16 protein-coding genes are annotated in these 20218 nt (G+C 51.1%); 2 read left to right on the forward strand and 14 right to left on the reverse strand.

Going from position 1 to position 20218, the window contains the following annotated elements:
- Positions 1-4: 4 nt before the first annotated feature.
- The 10 genes from FHS16_RS17315 to FHS16_RS17360 all read right to left on the reverse strand — a co-directional run bounded on the left by FHS16_RS17315 (position 5) and on the right by FHS16_RS17360 (position 14030).
- Positions 5-1672, reverse strand: a complete 1668-nt coding sequence (locus FHS16_RS17315; protein WP_183565114.1) for an extracellular solute-binding protein — start codon at positions 1670-1672, stop codon at positions 5-7.
- A 99-nt stretch (positions 1673-1771) separates the two neighbouring features.
- Complete coding sequence (locus FHS16_RS17320) at positions 1772-2695, reverse strand: carbohydrate ABC transporter permease (protein WP_183565117.1); 924 nt, start codon at positions 2693-2695, stop codon at positions 1772-1774.
- Positions 2696-2710: 15 nt separating this feature from the next.
- The gene (locus FHS16_RS17325; protein WP_183565379.1) at positions 2711-3565 is read right to left on the reverse strand and encodes an ABC transporter permease; all 855 of its coding nucleotides are present in this window, start codon (positions 3563-3565) and stop codon (positions 2711-2713) included.
- 353 nt (positions 3566-3918) lie between these two features.
- Positions 3919-5550, reverse strand: a complete 1632-nt coding sequence (locus FHS16_RS17330; protein WP_183565120.1) for an extracellular solute-binding protein — start codon at positions 5548-5550, stop codon at positions 3919-3921.
- Between the two features lie 36 nt (positions 5551-5586).
- On the reverse strand, positions 5587-7887 hold the full coding sequence (locus FHS16_RS17335) for a helix-turn-helix domain-containing protein (protein WP_183565123.1): 2301 nt from the start codon (positions 7885-7887) through the stop codon (positions 5587-5589).
- Between the two features lie 156 nt (positions 7888-8043).
- Positions 8044-10368, reverse strand: a complete 2325-nt coding sequence (locus tag FHS16_RS17340) for a glycoside hydrolase family 95 protein (RefSeq protein WP_183565126.1) — start codon at positions 10366-10368, stop codon at positions 8044-8046.
- Between the two features lie 18 nt (positions 10369-10386).
- Positions 10387-11304, reverse strand: a complete 918-nt coding sequence (locus tag FHS16_RS17345; protein WP_183565129.1) for a fumarylacetoacetate hydrolase family protein — start codon at positions 11302-11304, stop codon at positions 10387-10389.
- Positions 11305-11335: 31 nt separating this feature from the next.
- Positions 11336-12109 (reverse strand): SDR family NAD(P)-dependent oxidoreductase, encoded by a 774-nt coding sequence (locus FHS16_RS17350; RefSeq protein WP_183565132.1) that lies wholly within the window; start codon positions 12107-12109, stop codon positions 11336-11338.
- A gap of 20 nt (positions 12110-12129) precedes the next feature.
- Positions 12130-13227 carry a mandelate racemase/muconate lactonizing enzyme family protein gene (locus FHS16_RS17355; protein ID WP_183565135.1) on the reverse strand — a complete coding sequence of 366 codons (1098 nt, stop codon included), beginning with the start codon at positions 13225-13227 and terminating at the stop codon, positions 12130-12132.
- Between the two features lie 23 nt (positions 13228-13250).
- Positions 13251-14030, reverse strand: coding sequence for an SDR family NAD(P)-dependent oxidoreductase (locus tag FHS16_RS17360; RefSeq protein ID WP_246431806.1), 780 nt, complete (start codon positions 14028-14030; stop codon positions 13251-13253).
- 206 nt (positions 14031-14236) lie between these two features.
- On the opposite strand from FHS16_RS17360, the gene FHS16_RS17365 reads away from it, so the two are divergent.
- Complete coding sequence (locus FHS16_RS17365) at positions 14237-15100, forward strand: AraC family transcriptional regulator (protein ID WP_183565141.1); 864 nt, start codon at positions 14237-14239, stop codon at positions 15098-15100.
- 166 nt (positions 15101-15266) lie between these two features.
- Here FHS16_RS17365 and FHS16_RS17370 read toward each other — a convergent pair whose 3' ends face one another.
- Together FHS16_RS17370 and FHS16_RS17375 are read right to left on the reverse strand one after the other, a co-directional pair.
- Positions 15267-16811, reverse strand: coding sequence for an SAM-dependent methyltransferase (locus FHS16_RS17370; RefSeq protein WP_183565144.1), 1545 nt, complete (start codon positions 16809-16811; stop codon positions 15267-15269).
- Between the two features lie 198 nt (positions 16812-17009).
- The gene (locus FHS16_RS17375) at positions 17010-18566 is read right to left on the reverse strand and encodes an ABC-F family ATP-binding cassette domain-containing protein (RefSeq protein ID WP_183565147.1); all 1557 of its coding nucleotides are present in this window, start codon (positions 18564-18566) and stop codon (positions 17010-17012) included.
- A 314-nt stretch (positions 18567-18880) separates the two neighbouring features.
- Between FHS16_RS17375 and FHS16_RS17380 the strand changes: the two genes are divergently transcribed.
- Positions 18881-19330 (forward strand): YdeI/OmpD-associated family protein, encoded by a 450-nt coding sequence (locus FHS16_RS17380; protein ID WP_183565150.1) that lies wholly within the window; start codon positions 18881-18883, stop codon positions 19328-19330.
- Positions 19331-19389: 59 nt separating this feature from the next.
- Here FHS16_RS17380 and FHS16_RS17385 read toward each other — a convergent pair whose 3' ends face one another.
- A complete protein-coding gene (locus FHS16_RS17385; RefSeq protein ID WP_183565153.1) occupies positions 19390-19740 on the reverse strand; it encodes a DUF805 domain-containing protein in 351 nt (116 codons plus the stop codon).
- 170 nt (positions 19741-19910) lie between these two features.
- The gene (locus FHS16_RS17390; RefSeq protein ID WP_183565156.1) at positions 19911-20090 is read right to left on the reverse strand and encodes a hypothetical protein; all 180 of its coding nucleotides are present in this window, start codon (positions 20088-20090) and stop codon (positions 19911-19913) included.
- Positions 20091-20218: the final 128 nt, after the last annotated feature.

The raw sequence follows: 20218 nt of genomic DNA on the forward strand, positions 1-20218 counted from the left end.
TGCCTTACTTAAACGATTGGTCATACGCTTTTTGCAAAATTTCCAAGTAACGGTCAATCTTCAGATCCTTGAGACCTTTCACGTAAGCATCCCAATCCCTCTCCAGATCTTTATTTCCTGTAATGAATTGCAGCGCGCTTTGCTCGATGTAGGATTTAATGTTCGTTTGCAGAATGCTCGCCTCGTCAACCTCGGCGTTATCGATCCAGATCGCCCAGAGCGGGAACAGCTCCTTCGGCTCGTGGCCTTGATACTGAAGCGTCGCTTGGTACAATCTGCGCTCATAGTTGGCAGAATCATAAATATCCGTACCTTGAACCCAGCTGTCGCGGTATTCCCGCGGCATATAGAAGTGAGCCGTTCCGCTCCAACCCGCATTGCGAGGCGCTTCGCCTTCAACGGCAGGAATCGTGGCAACCTTCGGCTCTACGCCTTCGCCGAGTGCAACTTCGCCTTCCTTCGGCTTTCTCCAGTCAATGCCCTCCATACCCGATGCGCCGTTCGTTTGGCCTTCCTCGGTGAACATGTAATCTACCAATTTAATTAGCGCAATTTGCTGTTCTTCGGAAGCTTTGTTCGTAATGACGAATTTCGCTCCAGGAGCAACGCCGCCGCCATCATGAGTAGCGAATGATCCGTGCGGACCTGTCAGTGGCGGAACCGGATTGTAGTCCGCCGAGTTTTTGTTGCCTACGTCAATGTTAACGAAGATAGCAGGGTGCATGCCGGCGCCGGCGCCAAGAATTTGAGCATCGCCGTTTTCGCCGATTTTTTTGAATGCTTCCGCATTTTGCGCGAATGCGCCTGGATCGATCAAACCTTCATCGTATAAGGATTTGATATACGTCAAGCCCTCTTTCCATTTCAGGTTAAGCGCTGCCGATTCCACCTTGCCGCCATTGAGGTTCAAATAGTTGCGGTCGTCGTCATAGATGAAGCCGTTCATAAGGAACGGGATGACGCGTACGCCGAAATCTTCGATCGAGCCGCTAAGCGGCACTTCGTCGGCAACGCCGTTGCCGTTAGGATCCTTTGTTTTGAACGCCGACAATACCGCTTTGAATTCTTCCGGTGTTTTTGGCATTTCCAATTGCAGTTTATCCAGCCACTTTGTATTGATCCACATTTTGTTCGGATAGGAACAGTGGAAGCACTGGCTGTAAGCGACAAGTCCGTAAATATTGCCGTCCGGCGCTGTGTTAAACGCTTTCAAATCTGAGTCTTTTTCCATAGCGGCTTTAATGTTAGGCGCATATTGATCGATGAGATCGTTCAGCGGAATAAGTACGCCTTGCTTGCCGTACTTCACGACATCCGCTTGCGTGAACTGATCGACATAGCCTGGAAGCATGTAAGCATCCGGATAGTCTCCGCTCGCAAGCGAAATTTGACGCTTCTCCTTCGCGCCATCCGGCGGAGTCGTTTCGAATTTAATCTTGATATTGAATTTCTCTTCTACGAATTTCGTGAATTTGTTCGTTGCCAGATCAATGTTAGGCTCTTGAACGGCGAATAGCGTAACTTCAACCGGTGCGGTTTCTCCCGTCTCTTCCGATTGTGCGTTCGGCGCGTTGGTCGCCGTGTTGGAAGGCTTATTATTTTGCGAGCACGCAGCAAGCGTCATGCTGGCTACAACCATGATTGCCAACAAACCCAAAAGCTTCTTTTTCATCTTTGTTCGCTCCCTTTTCGTATCGATTCATTATGGATTGCCATTAGCCTTGCGTTAACGCTACAAGTCGACCACCTCCCTTCCATATTCCTCGTTTCGTTACCCTTTTACCGAGCCGACCAGCATCCCTTGCACGAAATAACGCTGTACGAACGGGTAGATGATCAGAACCGGCAGCGTCGCCACCACGATAAGCGAATATTTCAACAACTCGGAGAGCTGCTGCCTCTCCACCTGCTTCAGGGCATCCGTAACGCTTGCGCTGTTGTTCATGATGATGATGCTCCGCAGGACAAGCTGCAGCGGGAACAGATTCGCCGATTTCAAGTAGATCAAAGCGTCAAAGTATGCATTCCATTGACCAACGCCGTACATGAGGAAGAGCACGGCGAGTATCGGCTTGGATAAGGGAACAACGACGCTCCGCATAAACCGGATATCGCTGCATCCGTCAATCTCACTCGCCTCGAACAGCTCGTCGGGAATGGAGTTTTGGAAGAAGGAGCGTGCGATAATGACCTGCCATACCCAGACCGCATTCGGAATGAGCAGCGCCCAACGGGAGTCGATCATGCCGAATTCCCGCACAACCATATACGTCGGGATCAAGCCGCCGCTGAAGAGCATGGTGAACGTGATGAGCATCATAATGACACTGCGGCCAAAAAAGGATTTGCGCGACATCGGATACGCAATCATAACCGTGAGCACTACGCTGATTATCGTTCCTGCTGCCGTGTAGAACAGCGAGTTGCCATAGCCCTGCATAATTTGCGGGGTGTCGAACAGCACCTTGAAGCCCTTGAACGAAATATCGACGGGCCATAGCCAGACGCGGCCTGAGGTTACGGCTGCCGGACTGCTGATCGAGCTGCTTAGAATATAAATAAGCGGATAAATAACCGCGATTAACACCAAAAATAATACCGTGTACACAATGAACAAAAAGACTTTATCGCCCGCTGAATCTTTAATCGTTTGTCTGATTGGTGCCTGCTGCGTTGCTATTTTTGACGATGCCATAGGCGCACTCCCCTTTTACCAAATGCTCGATTTCGTGAATTTTTTCGCCAAGCCGTTGACGACGAATAATAATACCAGATTGATAAATGAATTGAATAAGCCAACCGCCGTTGCAAAGCTGTAATTGGCATTTAGCAGCCCGACGCTATAGACATAAGTTGCGATAATTTCCGAGTTCACCTTATTGAGCGGGTTTTGAAGCAGATAAATTTTCTCGAAGCCAATCGCCATGACGCTGCCCACGTTCAGGATGAGAATAATCGTGATGGTCGGCAGAATGCCCGGAATATCTACGTGAAGGATCTTCTGGAAGCGTGACGCCCCATCTACCTTAGCCGCCTCGTACAAGGTCGGATCAATGCCGGACAGCGCCGCCAAATAAATAACCGCTGAATAGCCGGCCGTCTGCCAAATGTCCGACCAAACGTAAATCGACCGGAACATGCTGGCCTCACCCAGGAAGTTGATCGAGTCGAGTCCGAAATAGTTCAAAGCAACGTTGACGAATCCGAGCCTCGGCGCCAAAAACAGCATAATAATCGACACCATGACGACGGTTGAGATGAAATAAGGCGCGAAGGTGACCAGCTGTACGGTCCGCTTGAATCTTCCGTTGCGGACCTCGTTCAGCATCAGCGCGAGTATGATCGGAATCGGAAAGCCCGCGAGCAATAAATATCCGCTGACGTAGATCGTGTTTTTGACCAAGGGCCAGAACATCGGATTATCAAAAAACAGCTGAAAGTTTTTGAAGCCTACCCATGGGCTCCCCCATATTCCTTTAATGACGTTGTAATCCTTAAAGGCGAGCACGGCGTTCAGCATTGGATAATATTTAAAAATAAGAAAAAACAACACTGGCGGTATAATGATCAGGTACAGCTGCCAATGCTTCTTGAAGCTTCGTACCGCTTCTTCCGCAAGGCTTCGCTTGCCCTTTGCCTTCAACAACTTATTATTCAGTACGATTTCTTTTTCCAGAACAATCCCCCCTAAGTGACTACCTGCTGATGTATGATAGCGCTTTCTATACGACTGATCATAGTAGAAAAACACCTGCTCCAAATAGGTACACTTGCGTCTTTTTACGTACAAAAACTCGGATTTGAAGGGGGCAAATCCCCGTACTGGCGTACATTTATCGGCTTTATGCAGCTGTACCGTGCATACAGCGCAAAAAAAACCCGACTGCGCGGGCAGCCGGGATTTCATATACTGGGAAACTATTTATTTGGATTCGATTGGTCGTACGCTTTCTGCATTATTTCAAGATACCTTCCAACCTGCATGCTATCCAGCCCTGCCAAATAACCGTCCCAGTCCTTGTCCAAATTCAAATCGCCGGTTATGAACTGAAGCGTGCTCTGCTCAATATAATTTGAAAGATTCGTTTGGAGGATACCCGCCTCGTCCGCTTCCGCCGGATCCAGCCATATCGTCCAAATCGGGAACATTTCGGAGGGCTCATGGCCTTCATAGAGCTGCGTCGCCTCGATCAGCCTTCGTTCATAGCCGTCACTCGCATATATATCCTTGCTCGCTACCCAGCTGTCGCGATATTCCCTCGGCATATAGAAATGCGCCATACCGCTCCAGCCGGAATTGGTCGGCTTGGCGTTGTTAATCGGGATTAAGCTTGCAAACTGCGGAGCAATGCCCTCGCCAAGCGCCGCCTCGCCTTTTTGGGGCTTCCTCCAGCCGATACCCTCCAGGCCCGACTGGGCAATCGTCTGCCCTTCCGGCGTGTAGATGTAATCGACCATTTGGATTAACGCGATTTGCGCTTCCTTGCTCGCTTTATTCGTAATGGCGAACTTCGCGCCAGGCTGTATGCCTCCCCCATCGAAGGTCGCATGGGATGCGTACGGTCCTTGAAGCGGCGGAATCGGTGCATAGTCCTTCAGCCGCTCGCTCGTGAATATAGCCGGATGCATGCCCGCGACAGCACCCAATACCGGTGCACCAGCATTATCGCCGATCCTTCTGAGCGCTTCCGCATTCTGAATGAATGCTCCCGGGTCAATCAAGCCTTCATCATAAAGCGACTTAATGAAGGCGATCCCTTCCTTCCACTGCGGCTTATTCGCCACCGTCTCCACTTTCCCTTTGCTCATGGCCAAATAATTGCGGTCGTCGTCATAAATAAATCCGTTCATCAGATAAGGTATGATCCGAACGCCGAAATCCTCAATGGAGCCGCTTAGCGGGATCTCATCGGCCACACCGTTCCCGTTCGGATCCGATTTCTTGAACGCCTCAAGCATCGATTTGAACTGCGCGGTCGTTGTGGGCATTGCTAAACCGAGCTTCGAGAGCCATTCGGTATTCACCCACATTTTGTTCGGATAGGAGCAATGAAAGCACTCGCTGTATGCGACCAAACCGTAGATATTGCCGTCAGGAGCCGTATTGAACGCTTTCAAGGTCGGATCCTTCTCCATAGCTGCCTTAATGTTGGGGGCATATTGCTCAATAAGTTGGTTAAGCGGAAGGATAACACCCTCTTTCCCGTACTTCAGCAAATCAGACTGCGAGAACTGGTCCAGATACGCCGTTAAAATATACGCATCTGGATAATCTCCGCCAGCGAGCGATATTTGACGCTTCTCCTTGGCCCCGTCCGGCGTGATGCTATCCCAATTAATATGCGCGTTGAATTTGCTCTCGAGCAGCTTGGTGAAATCATTCGTACGCAGATCAATGCCCGTCTCCTGCTGAGCGAACACATTAATCTCTACTGGCGCAGGCTTGCCGCCGCTCTCCTGCTCTTCGTTTCCGCCGCCCAGCTTGCAAGCCGACAGAGTCACTATCATGATGCATAGAGCCGCTAAAATGCGAATCTGGCTTTTTTTCATCTTCTCCCACTCCTTGCCTCAAGCGCGGCAGAACGCTTATATATTTATGGATTGTCTATAGGAGCTTGGCGCAACACCCATCACCCGTTTGAATGCTCTGCGGAAGGAATGCGAGCTGTTATAGCCTACGCGTGCCGCAATTTCGTCCACCGTGCAAGCATCGGTGCGCAGCAGCAAGGAAGCTTGCTCAATCCGGATCATCTCGAGGTAATCAGATACGTTCACGTCCGTAACCTCCTTGAACAGCTGAGAAATATATTTCTCCGGACGCTCTACCTTCTCCGCTATCCGGTATAAGGTCAGCTCAGAATCGCCATACGCTTCCGCGATAAACTGCTTGATGTCCTCGACCATTTGAATATGCGCGTTGTTTTTCTTGCTATTGATAACGCCGCAGAGCGCATTCACGATCTCGATCATCTCGTCTTGTATGGCGCTAAGCGCATCGGAGGCTTGAATGCCAATCATTTGATTTTTGAGCGTGTGCAGCAGCTCCGATTCCATAAATGCCTTCTGATCAAGCAACTTGAGCAGCGTACCCTTCAGCTCGCCGACCAACTGTTGCTTCATCTCCGGCGAGAGCTGCTGGTTCTCCGTATTTTTCTCCATAACGGACAGCAGCATCCGCTTCGCCTCATCGGGATCGCCAGCTCTAATCGTACTGATCAAGCGCTGCTCTATATCAAGCGGATAATAGTAAGTAGCCGTTTCAAGCCGCGAATCGCTAAACCAGATGATACTGTTTTTGCTGGAAAACTCCGCATACTCCATCATCTGCTTCGCCTGCTCGTAAGAATGGCTTACATCCATAATGGCTGGATAGCTATCTCCGAACGCAGCCGTGACCGATATTTTATATTCCGAGTATGCAACCTGCGCCAGCTTCTCAAGCGTTTCGCTTATTTGCTGTCTCCACGCGAGCCCGCCAGCCTCCTCCTGCTGTACCGTCCATATCATGACGATTCGGTCGGAACCGAGATCCGTCATCGGCAGCTCGTTAACGGCATCCGTTAAGGCCTGCTTCAGAATCAATCTTGCCGCGGCGAGCTCATTCAGAATTTCAACGCTGTCCATGCCGGAATATCCATTGATCCGCAGAATGCCTACGTAACCCCCATCGGAAGAAAAGCGCATATCCGCTTGGGCTGCGGCAGCCGCAATCTCCTCCGTCGTGTGAAACTCGCCCGCAATCAGCCGTTTCAGGAAACCGTCGCGCACCAAGGGCAGCTGCCGCTTCAGCTCCAGCTCTAGCTGCCGGTTGCTCGTTATCATATTAGATATATTGCCCTGCAGGAAATCATACTCATTGCGCTCAGCAATGCCGTCTTTGCCGAAATGCTCCTTCATGACGCCAAGCAGCCGATTGATCGGCGCGCTGTTCCGATAGGACAAGAGCAAGCCAGCCAGCAAACCGAGCAATATGGCAATTCCGGTAACCAGCCACGTAATATATTTGATTTGATTCGCATTCTCCATCAGCACCTGGCGAGGGACTCCCGCCCGATAGGTCCAGCCGTTCTTGTCGGAATGAATCGTGATGACCAGATCGTCATTATAGAATTGGCTCGTCTTAGCCTTGTCAAGCTCCGTATCCAATGACAGCTTCTTCGCATCCGTCTCGCTTATGCCGCGCACGCCTATCGTGTTCCCCTGCGCGTCGCTTATATGCGCCCAGCCGCCGTAACGGTCCTCTAATCCTGCCAATAGGTTCGATATATTCTCCTCGTTGATAATGACAACCACGGTAGCCGGCGATGAACCGCTGAAGCTGTCCAGCGGAAGCGACTGCATATACGTAATAACCGAGGTTTGCTTCGAATTGCTCATATAGGAGCGAAGCGGCATAATTTCGCTGCGGTGAGTCTGCCCCAGCACTTCTTTCTTCCATTCCTCTACGGTAAGGTCGGGGTAGCGGAAGTTTTGATAATAATGCTCCGGTCGAAAGTATGCCGAGCCCTGCGTGAAAATAACGTCATAATTATTTAAGTATATAAAGTAATTTTGCAAAAAATCATTCGTTTGGCTAAACGGCGTGACCTGCTTCACCATGCTCCATATGCCGTAGACATTCACCTCGTCGCCTTGCTTCCTCTCGTTCATCAATTTATTTAAATCCGGATTCAAAGCGAGCTGTCGGGTAAAACCCTCCACCTCGACCATCCTTCTCTCCAATATTTCCTGGCTTCGCTGCAGCTGCGTAACGCTATTCTCGATCGAGATGGATTGCGTTACCGAAATGGAAGTGCGGTAGGAAACATAACCCGCTATGCTTGGAATAATTAATATAATTAAATAGGAAACGAGAAATTTGCGGAAGATCGTTGAGTACTTCGGCACGTCCAACCCACCCTTCTCTATATAATAGCGCTTACAAAATAGGTATTTGGAGCTCCGTACATCGTATAAAAAGCCCGCTCATTCATAATAACCTAATGATGCGAAAAGACAACTACTATTAAAGCTCGTAGTTGTCCTGTTCGCTCTTTACATAAGCTATTTCGCCGTCGCTTCGCGGTCGATGAGGTGAAGGCTAGCGTCCAGCACGTACGTTTGACCCGCCTCGCATGCGATGGTTGCGGTACGGTCGCCGTAACGGATGATCAATGGAACGGCAGAATACGCATGAATAGTTGCTCCTGTCAGGATGCCCGCTTCCCAGGAAACGCCAACCTCTGCATTCCCTTTCGCCCTTAATCCGTTGAATGAGCCGCTCGCCCACGCGGCAGGCAGCGCTGGCAGCAGGTGGATCTCGCCCGCATGGCTTTGGAGAAGGATATCGGCAACAGCCGCCGTTCCTCCGTAATTGCCGTCAATGACGAATATATTCGTCTCCGCACCGGCAACGCCAGCTTTGGAGTAGGTCAGCAGATTATCGAAGCATAGCTCGCCAACCAAGTGGTTGATATGCCTTAGCGCACGGTCTCCATCGAATAGCCGGGAGAATCCGGTTGCAAACAACACCGCCGTAAATTCAATATCCTCCAGCTCATCCGTCATTCTGCGGATCAGCGTTTGCTCGGCAGCTGCGCTGAGCTCGGGCGTACCGCGCGGCGTTACCTGATTGCCAGGGTACAGCGCGAACAGATGAGCAAGATGGCGATGCTCAGGCTGCGCCTCCTCATAATCCTCCAGCCATTCCTGCAGCTGTCCATTCTTGCCGATCTGCAGCGGCGGCAATAACGCAATCGCCGCCCGCAGCTTCTCTTGGAGCTCAAGATCCGTATCCAGCAGCCCGGCAGCCTCCAAGCAGAAAGAGAATAGGTCCCTAACCAGCACTTGATCCATCGTCGAGCCCATCGACAGCTGCTGAGGGCCCTCCGACCGGTTATTCGTATAGAAGCTGTTCTCCGGGGAATTGGAAGGCCCCGTAACCAGCCAGCCGTTGCTTGGGTGCACCGTCATATAATCAAGGAAAAAAGATGCGGCTTCCTTCATAACCGGATAGGCCTGCTTCGTCAGGAATGACTGATCCAGACCGTACTCATAATGCTCCTTCAAATGCATCGCGATCCATAGACCGCCCGTTACGTTCAGTCCCCAGCCTGTCTCCCAGCCCGGAGCCGCGAAGCCCCATGCATTGGAGAATACATGCGCCACCCAGCCCTCGCAGCCGTAGAAATCCTGTGCCGCATGCCTGCCCGATGCGGACAGCCGTTCAATATAGTTCATTAATGGAACATGGCATTCCGCCAGATTGCTTATTTCGGTCGGGTAATAGTTCATTTGCGTGTTGATATCCAAGTGATAGTCGCAACTCCAAGCCATGCGGTTCGCTTCGCCGTCGTTCCATACGCCCTGCAAATGCAGAGGCAGCGGCGAATCCGCTCGCGAACCGGCAATCGTCAAATAACGGCCATATTGAAAAAACAAAACGATCAAGCCTGGATCATCCTGTTGACCGTTCTGCAGCCGCCGCATCCGCTCGTCTGTCGGCAGCTTTGCATGGTCCGTGTCGCCAAGATCAAGGGAAACACGCGCATACAAAGCGCTGTAATCCGCGATATGATCTGCTTTCAGCCGCGTATAGCCTTTGGCGATTGCCGCAGCTATCTGCTTCGTACTTCTCGTCATCCACTCGTCGTCCGTTTGGCGATAATCGGTATGGATCGCAAAATATACGGTAGCTTCGTCGGCATCCGTGACGATAATCTCGCTGCCGCTGCTCTGGATGGTGCCTCCCTCGGCCACAATCTTTACCTGCCCCCGGCAAAATACGCCGCATGATCCGTCGCTATGCATCTCTTCCGTTGCTTGCCCATAGAATGCGATTGTATCGTCATTCGTGGCGATAGCAGAGAAATGCCCCGTACGCCCCTTCACGGAGATCGAGAAGGATATCCCGCCCTGCTGCTCCCCTTTTATTCGCGAAACAACGATGCCGTCCGCATGAGTCGCGAACGTCTCGCGGATGAAGCTGCTGCCTTCACTCTTATAGGAAACGGTTGCAATCGCACTCTCCAAGCAAAGCTCGCGCTTCAGCTCTTCGCCCTCCGGTCCGAACCGGAGCTCAACATCACAAACGGAGAGATTCGTCCCGAAGTTCTGCTTTTTCGGCTGAAGGTGCTGCTTGGCCAACCGATCGCCTTCGTTATAATCTCCGTTAAAAAAAGCAGCCCTCATCTCCTCAAGCCCGGCTTTCCCTTTGCCGCTGCCCGGAATACGTTCGGGCTTTCCCGACCAATAGGTCAGCTCCGTCATGCTCCACGTTTCCTGCGAGGCTCCCCCGTAAATGACGGCGCCTATTCTTCCGTTGCCGATCGGCAGTCCCTGCTTCCAGCCCGCTCCCGGTCCGTTATACCAAAGCTTCGCTTGATTCATGCTGTATCCATCCCTTAGCTATATAGTCGTATTGGCTTCACTAATGAGGCGGTTGGTCAGGCTGCCCAAGCCTTCGATTTCAATGGTAACGACGTCTCCGTCCTTCAAATAGACCCGGCGATCCTCCGGATAGCCAAGGACGACACCCTCCGGCGTGCCTGTCAGAATAATATCGCCTGGCGCAAGCGTCATATGCTGCGAAATGTAGCTAACGACCTCATCGCAAGGGAATATCATATCGGATGTATTGGAATGCTGACGGGTCTCTCCGTTCACGATGCATTTGATTTCAAGATTATTCGGGTCCGGAATCTCGTCCGCGGTCACCAGATACGGGCCGATCGGACTGAAATCATCGCAGCTTTTGCCGAGCAGCCACTGCTGGGTCCTCATCTGGAGATCGCGAGCCGACAAGTCATTGACGTTGCAGTAGCCGAACACATGCTGCAGCGCCTCATCCTTGCTTACATACTTAGCTGTCTTACCAATTACGATGACAAGCTCCGCCTCATAATCTACCTGCGAGGTGACACGCTCCGGCAGCGCAATATTTTCGCGATGCCCCGTAAGCGTGTTATTGAACTTGTTGAATAGAATGGGATACTCGGGGATCGGCGCATTCGTCTCTACAGCGTGCTTCCTATAATTCAAGCCGACGCAAATGATCTTATTCGGCCTCGTGACGCATGGCCCAAAGCGAACGCCCTCCTCAGGCATAAGCAATCCGTCTAAAGTCTCCGCCGACTCAAGCACATGATCCGCGTATGCGGCCAAAGCGGCAAGGCTCTCCGCTCCGCCTTCGATTACTGCCATTACATCGCTAGAGATGCCTGCATTCGGGAACCTTTCAAGTGCCGCAGAAATATTAAAAATTCCATCATTCCGTTTGATGCCCAGCCTAAACTGTCCTTCATGCTCTATCGTGACCAGCTTCATCTTGTCCCATCATCCTCTCGCTTCTCTTTCATCAAGCATCCTTGCCGAATACGACGCCTCCGTCCATATAGAGCGGGGAGCCCATCATGAAGGAGGACTCGTCGGACGCCAAAAACAGCACCCCATTCGCCACATCCTCCGGTTTTCCTAAATGACCGCTCAACTGGCGTGTTTTAATGGCCGCAATAGCCGCTTCGGGATCGTCGTACGAGCTTTGCAAATATTGCTCGACGAACGGCGTCATAATCGTTCCCGGCAATATTGCATTCACGCGTATATTGTATTTGGCATAATCGACCTGCATGGACTTGGTCAGCGCCAGCACCGCTCCTTTCGTTGCAGAGTAGGAGGCCCGCCGCGCCAGTCCAATCTCAGCAATGCAGGAAGACATATTGATGATATTGCCTGATTTGCGTTCCATCATGTAAGGGAGCACGTACTTCGACGGCAGGAATACCCCGCGCAGATTGACCTGCACGACGCGGTCCCATGCCTCCGGCTCAATCTCATGAATGGCACCGACACCGCTAATGCCGGCGTTGTTGAATAGAATATCGATTCTTCCATAGGCTTGTATCGCGTTTTCGACCATCATGCGCACCGAGCCGGGATCCGTCACGTCAGCGTGCAGGAACATTGCGCTCCCCCCGCTTGCTTGGATGCTTTGAGCCGTTTCCAGCCCCTTTGCTTCATCGATGTCATTCACAATCACCGTCGCGCCTTCTCTGGCGAACAGCTCGGCGGTCGTTCTTCCGATACCTGAGCCCGCCCCGGTCAGGAGCGCGATTTTACCCTTCAGTCTCATAGACATACTCCTCTCTTCCGCTATCTGATCCGATATTCGTCGAAATAACGAGGAATGATTTCAGTGGAAGCTCCCGGCATCTCCGGCAGCACGTACTGTCCGTTAACGACGGTAGCCGGCTCAACGAAAATCGATCTGATCCATGGAATGTACTCCAGCATGATCGCCCCTTGTGTAGCAGCTACCAGATGCTGATGAATCTGTCCCATATCACCGACATGCGGACAGATCGGAATGTCGTACGAGGCGGCAAGTCCAGCGACTTGCAGCCACTCCGTAATGCCTGCAACCCGCGTCACGTCAACCTGGCAATATTCGATCGCGCCTTGATGGATATAATCACGGAAAGCATATTTCGAATACACATGTTCGCCCAGCGCAATGGGGACGTTCAACGCGTCGGCCAGCTTCTTGTGGCCCATAATATCATCCGGGTTAAGCGGCTCCTCCAGCCAGAACAGATCAAATTCCTCCAGTTTCTTGCCCCACGTCATCGCCGTATTAATGTTCCACTGCTGGTTCACGTCGATCATAAAGATCGTTTCGTCGCCAATCGCTTTCCGCACAGCCTTCACACGGTCGTAATCCTCATGGGGATTCGACTTGCCGACCTTGATTTTGACACCGGTAAAGCCTTGCTCGACGATATCCGTTACGTCCTTAAGCAGACGCTCCTTCGACCAGTTCAGCCAGCCTCCATTCGTATTGTATGCCTTGATGCCCTTCGATTTATGACCGCCAAGATATTGCCACAGCGGTTTGTTCGACGCCTTCGCCATAATGTCCCAGAGTGCGATATCCACTGCTGCCAGCGCCATATGCGTGATGCCCGCGCGACCGATCCAGTGCATTTTGCCAAAACGAAGCGTGTCCCAAATTTCCTTTACCATAAAAGGGTCCTTGCCGATCAGCTCAGGCGCATAATAACGGTCGATCGTATCGACGATCATATCGTCGCCATGCGCGCAGGTTCCCGTGTAGCCGTAGCCGACATACCCCTCGTCTGTATATATGCGGACACCAGACAATCCCCAATGCGTCGCAACATTTATCGCATCGGTAATTGGCGGGTCAATCGGCACATGCAGCACAAACGTTTCTACTTTTGTAATTTTCATCGTTAGCTCTCCCTTGATTTCGTTTAATAGCCGAGCGAGGCGCCGCCTTCGACTGGCAGGGCAACCCCGGTAATAAAGGCGGCCTGCTCGGATGCCAGAAACAGTACGGCTTGGGCAACCTCCTCGGAAGTTGCAGGCCTTCCAAGCGGATGCATCGCATTCAGCGATTGCACCGCTTCGGCAGGGTTAGGCTGCTGCCTCGTCCACTCGTCCAGCAGCGGCGTCATCACTCCTGCCGGGCATACGCAATTGACCCTTACGCCATCCTGCGCATAATCGAGCGCAAGCGATTTGGTCAATGCGATGACAGCGCCCTTGGACGCGGCGTAGATCGGATTCTGCCGCTGTCCGACAAGCCCGTTAAGGGAGGACATATTGACAACGCTCCCTTTTGATCTGCGCAAATGCGGAATGGCATGCTTAATCATCAAATAAACGCCTTTCACATTAACGGCATACAGCTGGTCAAACATGCGTTCATCAATTTCTTCAAGCGGCCTCGAGCAGATGACAGCCGCATTATTGAACAGCACGTCGAGCTTGCCGTACAGCTGTACCGTTTGAGCCAGCAGCACTTCTACATCCGTCTCCCGCGAGACATCCGTCTCCATCGCAACTGCGCGTGGAAGCCCTTTCAATGCTGGATAGCGCTTGCATAGCTCATCGGCCGAGCGCTGCCCTTCCGCTCCATTCCGATCCGCTACAATAACATGCGCGCCTTCCGCGGCGAACAGCTGCGCGCTTACCTCGCCGATCCCTGAGCCCCCGCCGGTGACAAGTACGACTTTTTCTTTAAACCGCAAGAGCATGCCTCCTTTTTGCAGCTTGCAAAAAACTTTCGATACGATAAAATAGGTTGATAATTTATCCGCAACATACCGCAGGGATCTATTCTTAATAATGCAGTTATTGTATCATTTACATACACTATCGTATTTGATCAACGATCCATAAATTTATCAAATCATCCGCTATATTTTAGGAATAAGGAAAGCGAGGCGGCGTTGCTGTGAGAGGCTTGAACGAAATGACTCCTCATGTCGGAGACTCGATGTACTACCTCTATGATGGAAGCTCGAACGAAAAGCTGCGGGTATGCAGCGTTTTTGCTTTCCATCTTTTCACCGACGGACCCGGAGAAATGGAAATCAACGGAAAACGGTACGCGATTGAGAACCGCACGCTTATATTTCTAAGGCCTGGGGAGCAGCATGCCTTCCATATTTCGCCGGACCACCCTTTATCATCGCATAATCTTTATTTCGATCTATGGAGCGAGGCTCGGCCAGTCTCTGCCAATCGAACCTTCATCTATGCGCCGGAACCCTTCGAGCTCGGCGAGAAGGCATTGTCATTTCCTTGTGATGAGCTGGACAGCCTGCCCTCCGTCTTTTCTTTGCAGCCCTATCCGGAGCTGTATGAGTCGCTGGTCACGCTCGCTAAGCTCTACCATAACGCGGTGTATTACCGGACGGAGATGATGAACAGCCTTCTGTATGCATGGGTTCTCAGCTGGCATAACACCATCCATACGCATCAGCCGACCGATTACCGAATCGTCCGCTTGCTTGCTCATTTGAATGACCATCCTGAGCAGCGCGAGCCGGTTGAAACGTGGTGGACCTTCTGCGGTCTGAAGCGAACCTATTTCCACGCTTTATTTCTGCGCGAGACCGGGCTGACGCCCAAAGCCTATCACCATAAGCTGCTCATGAGACGTGCCTCGCATCTTCTGCTAGAGAGCGAGACTAGCGTTACCGCCATCGCCGAACGGCTTGGATACTCCTCCATCCATCCGTTTACCCGGCATTTCAGCGCCTTCTACGGCGTAAGCCCCAAGCATTACCGCTTGCAGCCGCAATCGAGGAGCTGATTCCGTTCCCAAACCGCCTGCCTCCGGGCAGGTCTCTTGACCAATACGTCATTCGAAGCCGTACTTGAAGGCATTGAAGAATAACATCTGTGCTTAAGAGCGTAGAGGAGCAGCCTCGCATGCAAAAAAGGCGGATCAGCAACGAATGCTGACCCGCCTTTTCTATTTACTCCGAATGCGCAAGCAGCGCAGCCGCTCCCTCATGCAAGGGGTCCAGCCTTAACGCGCGTTCCGCATAAAGGAGCGCCTCCGCCTCCCGTTCCAATTCATAGCAGCAAATCGCCATGCCATACAACGTTTCGGCCGTTCCCTCGTGGCTGGCAAGCGACTTTTCATAGAAGTCTCCCGCAGCCTCGTACAGCTCCAGCCGGTAAAGCAGCATCGCGCAAATAAGCGCTAAATCCTGCCGCTCATCCAGCGGATAATACCTTTGCCACATTGCAACCATGCCCTGCCTTAAATCCTCGGCCTCTTCTTCCCCGCTGTCTTCCAGCAAATCCTCGATGCGGCCTGCGCTCTGCAGAAACAGCTGCGGATCAAAGCGTCCAAGGCGCCAGAAAGCCAATATCTGCGAGAGCTCCAGCGTATCCAGATGCGCATCGAACCAGAGCTTTAAACTGAAAAAATCATCAGGACCGAAACGATCGACATAACGGCGATAGGCGAGGCGCGTCTGGATGTACCCGTCAGGTTGATTCACCATCAATATGAAGCCTACGTTCAGGTTTTTGTAATGATGCTCAGTGAAATGGGTACGCGCACCCTTCAGCTCGAACGTATGCTGGATCGCGTGGTAATTCGCCGTCAAGGAAAAGCTTCCATGGTGAATCAGCTTCGGCGGCTCTGCGAATGCCCAGTTTTCAATCCGGTGGTCGCCCTTGTCTGCCGTTAGCAGGACAAAGCCCGCTCGGGATAATTGCCCAAGCCTCTCTAAACACTCAAGTCCCGCAATAGGGAAAAGGATGTGGGAATCTTCAAGCTTCTCCCTGTACAGCGCGATTGCCTCGCGATAAGGATAGTTGTCCTGTTCATACTCCGCAGCTCTGCAATAATGGTATTCCGGCACCATTCTCCCCAGCATGCCAACAGTGTCCAGCTGCCCCTCCCCCTCTTCCATACTCAGGGAAACGCGGCACTCATAAATTAGCCCCTCATCGACATAGATCAGCTCCTGCGGGATACTGTCAAAAAAATAGTTGGCTATGAGGAGCAGCGGCTGCCCCAATTGTCCCGCATTGATCTTCTCTCCCGATTCCGTCAAATGCAGCTCGCTATCCTTAGTCGCATCAAGTTGCGCGAAATCAAGAAGACCTTGCTCTACGAACGGCATCAGGCTGCGATGCTGCTGCCAGAAGGATATATTTTTAGCCGGTAAATCAGTCATCACATAACGAAACGGCGGGAGCGCCAATTCCGCGAACGCAATAAGCGCCGAAAGCTCCTTCAGCACATGGAACGCCAGCTGCCCTGAGCCTGCCCCGAGCTCAACGATCGTAACCTTCTCCGACGCGCGGTCTTGGGCCGCCCTGTCCTGAAGGAAACCGAATATCATCTCGGCATAAGCGGTCGCAATGACCGGATTGCTCGTAATATATTGCGGCACTTCCTCGCGCTGCCACGCCTCGATTCCCTGCTCTTCGAAATAGGCACGCTGCAGCTCCCAAATCGGCGCTTCGCTGAACCTGTACACTTGCTGATCGCGATCATTCATTCCGTTTAACCTTCTTTGCTCCATTTTTGCTAAAATGCCCGGCTGCTACCAAGCGTAAACGGCTGAAGCCGTCCTCTGGCGGCTAAGCTTACGTTTCGCGTAGAAATATAGAGAAAGTTGGCGAAATGATATACTTTCCTATATTTAAAAAAAGCCTGTCTAATCCCGAGCGATTAGACAGGTTTTTGGAAAAGCGGTTTAGAATACCTTCGTCGTCCAGGATTCGCAGTTCCACGTATCCGTTACGACATCGCGGTAAAATTCCGGTTCGTGAGAAATAAGGAGGATGCTGCCTTTGTACGCCTTGAGCGCACGCTTCAGCTCGTCCTTTGCATCTACGTCCAAGTGATTCGTCGGCTCATCGAGCACGAGCAGGTTCGTCTCGCTGTTGATCAGCTTGCACAGGCGCACCTTCGCTTTCTCGCCGCCGCTTAGCACGGCGATCTTGCTTTCGATATGCTTCGTCGTAAGACCGCACTTCGCCAGCGCTGCGCGTACTTCGAATTGCGAGTATGAAGGAAATTCCTTCCATACGTCTTCGATACAGGTGCTGTAGTTGGTCTCCTTCATTTCCTGTTGGAAATAACCGACCTGCTGGTGCTCACCGCGCTGAACCGTTCCCGATATGGCCTGAATTTCGCCCAAAATGCTGCGCAGCAGCGTAGTCTTACCGATGCCATTCGCGCCAACGAGCGCAATTTTCTGTCCGCGCTCCATGCGCAGATCAAGCGGACGGGACAACGGGCTGTCATAACCGATCACTAGCTCTTTCGTTTCGAAAATTAGCTTGCCTGATGTTCTTCCGTCCTTGAAGTTGAACTGCGGCTTCGGCTTCTCCTTGGCAATCTCGATGACGTCCATCTTGTCGAGCTTCTTCTGGCGGGACATGGCCATGTTCCGTGTCGCTACGCTCGCTTTGTTGCGGGCAACGAAGTCCTTCAAGTCGGCAATTTCCTGCTGCTGCCGCTTGAACGCTGATTCCAGCTGCTGCTTTTTCATCTCATGCACTTGCTGGAAGTACTCATAGTCTCCAACATAGCGGTTCAACTCTTGATTCTCCATATGATAAATCAAGTTAATAACACTGTTAAGGAACGGGATATCATGCGAGATAAGAATGAACGCATTCTCATACTCCTGCAGGTAACGCCTCAGCCATTCGATATGCTGCTCGTCCAAATAGTTGGTAGGCTCATCCAGGAGCAGAATGTCAGGCTTCTCAAGCAGCAGCTTTGCCAGCAAAACCTTTGTGCGCTGACCGCCGCTTAGATCGTTGACATCTTTGTCCAGTCCAATATCGGTCAGCCCAAGGCCGCGCGCCGTTTCTTCGATTTTCGCATCGATCAGGTAGAAATCTTGGCTCGTCAGCGTATCCTGAATGGTACCTACGTCCTCAAGCAGCTTCTCCAGCTCCTCCGGCGTGACATCTCCCATTCTGCCGTACATATCATTCATTTCCTGCTCCATATCGAACAGGTATTGAAAAGCTCCCTTCAGCACGTCGCGAATCGTCGAGCCTTTGCTCAGAACCGCATGCTGGTCCAGATAGCCGACACGCATCCGCTTCGACCATTCCACCTTGCCGTCATCGGGCTGCAGCTTGCCTGTAATGATGTTCATAAAGGTCGATTTACCTTCGCCGTTCGCTCCGATCAGCCCAATATGCTCGCCCTTCAGCAATCGGAAGGATACATCATTGAAGATCGCGCGATCCCCGAAGCCGTGACTTAATCGTTCTACATTTAATATGCTCATGAATGACACCTTTTCTTTTTTAATATTATCGTATTATTATAAACGTTATGAGGCGTGCAACTCAACGTAGTATTCCATTCTATATCGTGTTTTTAAAATTTACGGGTTCACGCTGCTGCAGTCAAATCTGCGCAGGCATTCGGCGACGTAGTCGTATCGAAGACAAAGAAGAGATGGCAGACTGCCAATCGCAGCCTATTTCTCTAGCATAGGGCTATTTGATCGGCAAGCCTTCTCCACTGCCGTTAACTGACGGCCAGATTTTGCTTTAAAGAATCCACTTTAACATTCGAATAATTATGGAGGCATAACTTATGAAATTCCAATCCGTTATTGAGCTTGGCGGCAAGACCGCAACGGGCTTCGCCGTGCCTGAGGAGATCGTAGCAGCGCTTGGCACAAGCAAGAAGCCCGCTGTGACCATCACGATCAATGCTTACAGCTACCGTACCACAGTTGCCACAATGGGCGGCCGGTTCATGGTTCCTTTAAGCGCGGAGAATCGAAAAGGTGCTGGTGTCGCTGCCGGGGAGGAAGTTACCGTAGATATCGAGCTGGACCATGCACCGCGTGAAGTTGTTGTGCCAAGCGACCTCGCAGCCGCACTTGAGGCGGAGACAGCAGCAAACACTTTTTTCATAGGACTATCCTATAGCAACAAACGCCGGCTCGTACTGGCAATCGAAGACGCGAAAACGGAAGAAACCCGCCTGCGGCGCATCGACAAAACGGTAGCGATGCTCAAAGAGGGTCGCGCGCAATAGCCTGAGAAGCAAACGAGAGCTCCAACGGAGAGCTCTCGTCTTTGTTTATGTATGAAATATTAACCAAAATGCTTTGGATTAGGGCCGTATTCATTTACGCTTTCTTGGCCTTCCATAAATGAGAATACAAGCAGCACAATTGCACCAATAAACGGAATCAGTCCGATAAAGATCCACACTCCACTTCTTCCAATGTCATGCAGCCTGCGAACCAATACCGCTAATGAAGGCAGCAGTACTGCCAGCGAGTAAAGACCCGATAATACGCCAGTCAAACCTACAATCGATTCAACAATGACTAGCGCTATGGATATAAGAACATTCATGAGAATAAACATCCAATACTCCATGCGCCTTGCCCTGCCGGTAAACCCCACATAATTTTTCATGACTTTCGTATACCATTGCATTTCTAGTCCACCCCAAGTGATTATTTGTAAAACTTACATATTTCATAAATTTTACCTAAATATGATATCGGCGAAGCTTGGGTTTAATTTAATATTTATGGAAATTTATATGACGCATTATCAAACCAACTGCGATACCAAAGACAACCTCCAACGAGTGAGTCGTACGGTCAGGCATCTTCAGTGCAACGATTTTTTATAAGTAGAACTATATTTATGCTAGTTAAAACGATGAAACCGCCCCACCCTATAACGGCATGATATTCAATCAGGTCTTTACCTGTAAAGGCTAATAAAAGTACTGCTAAACTGATAAAAAGCAAAACAATGTTAATTGATTTATTTTTCATTATAAGTTCACCCCACGCGATTAATATCTGATCAAAAAAGGGATCTAGTAAACCAGATTCCTCTTTTGATCAATTCTTCATTGTCATTTACACTGTCCTACACATAAACCAACTACCGCCCCTGCTCC

The sequence above is a fragment of the Paenibacillus endophyticus genome, from assembly GCF_014192395.1.
GTDB classification, from domain to species: Bacteria; Bacillota; Bacilli; order Paenibacillales; family Paenibacillaceae; genus Pristimantibacillus; species Pristimantibacillus endophyticus.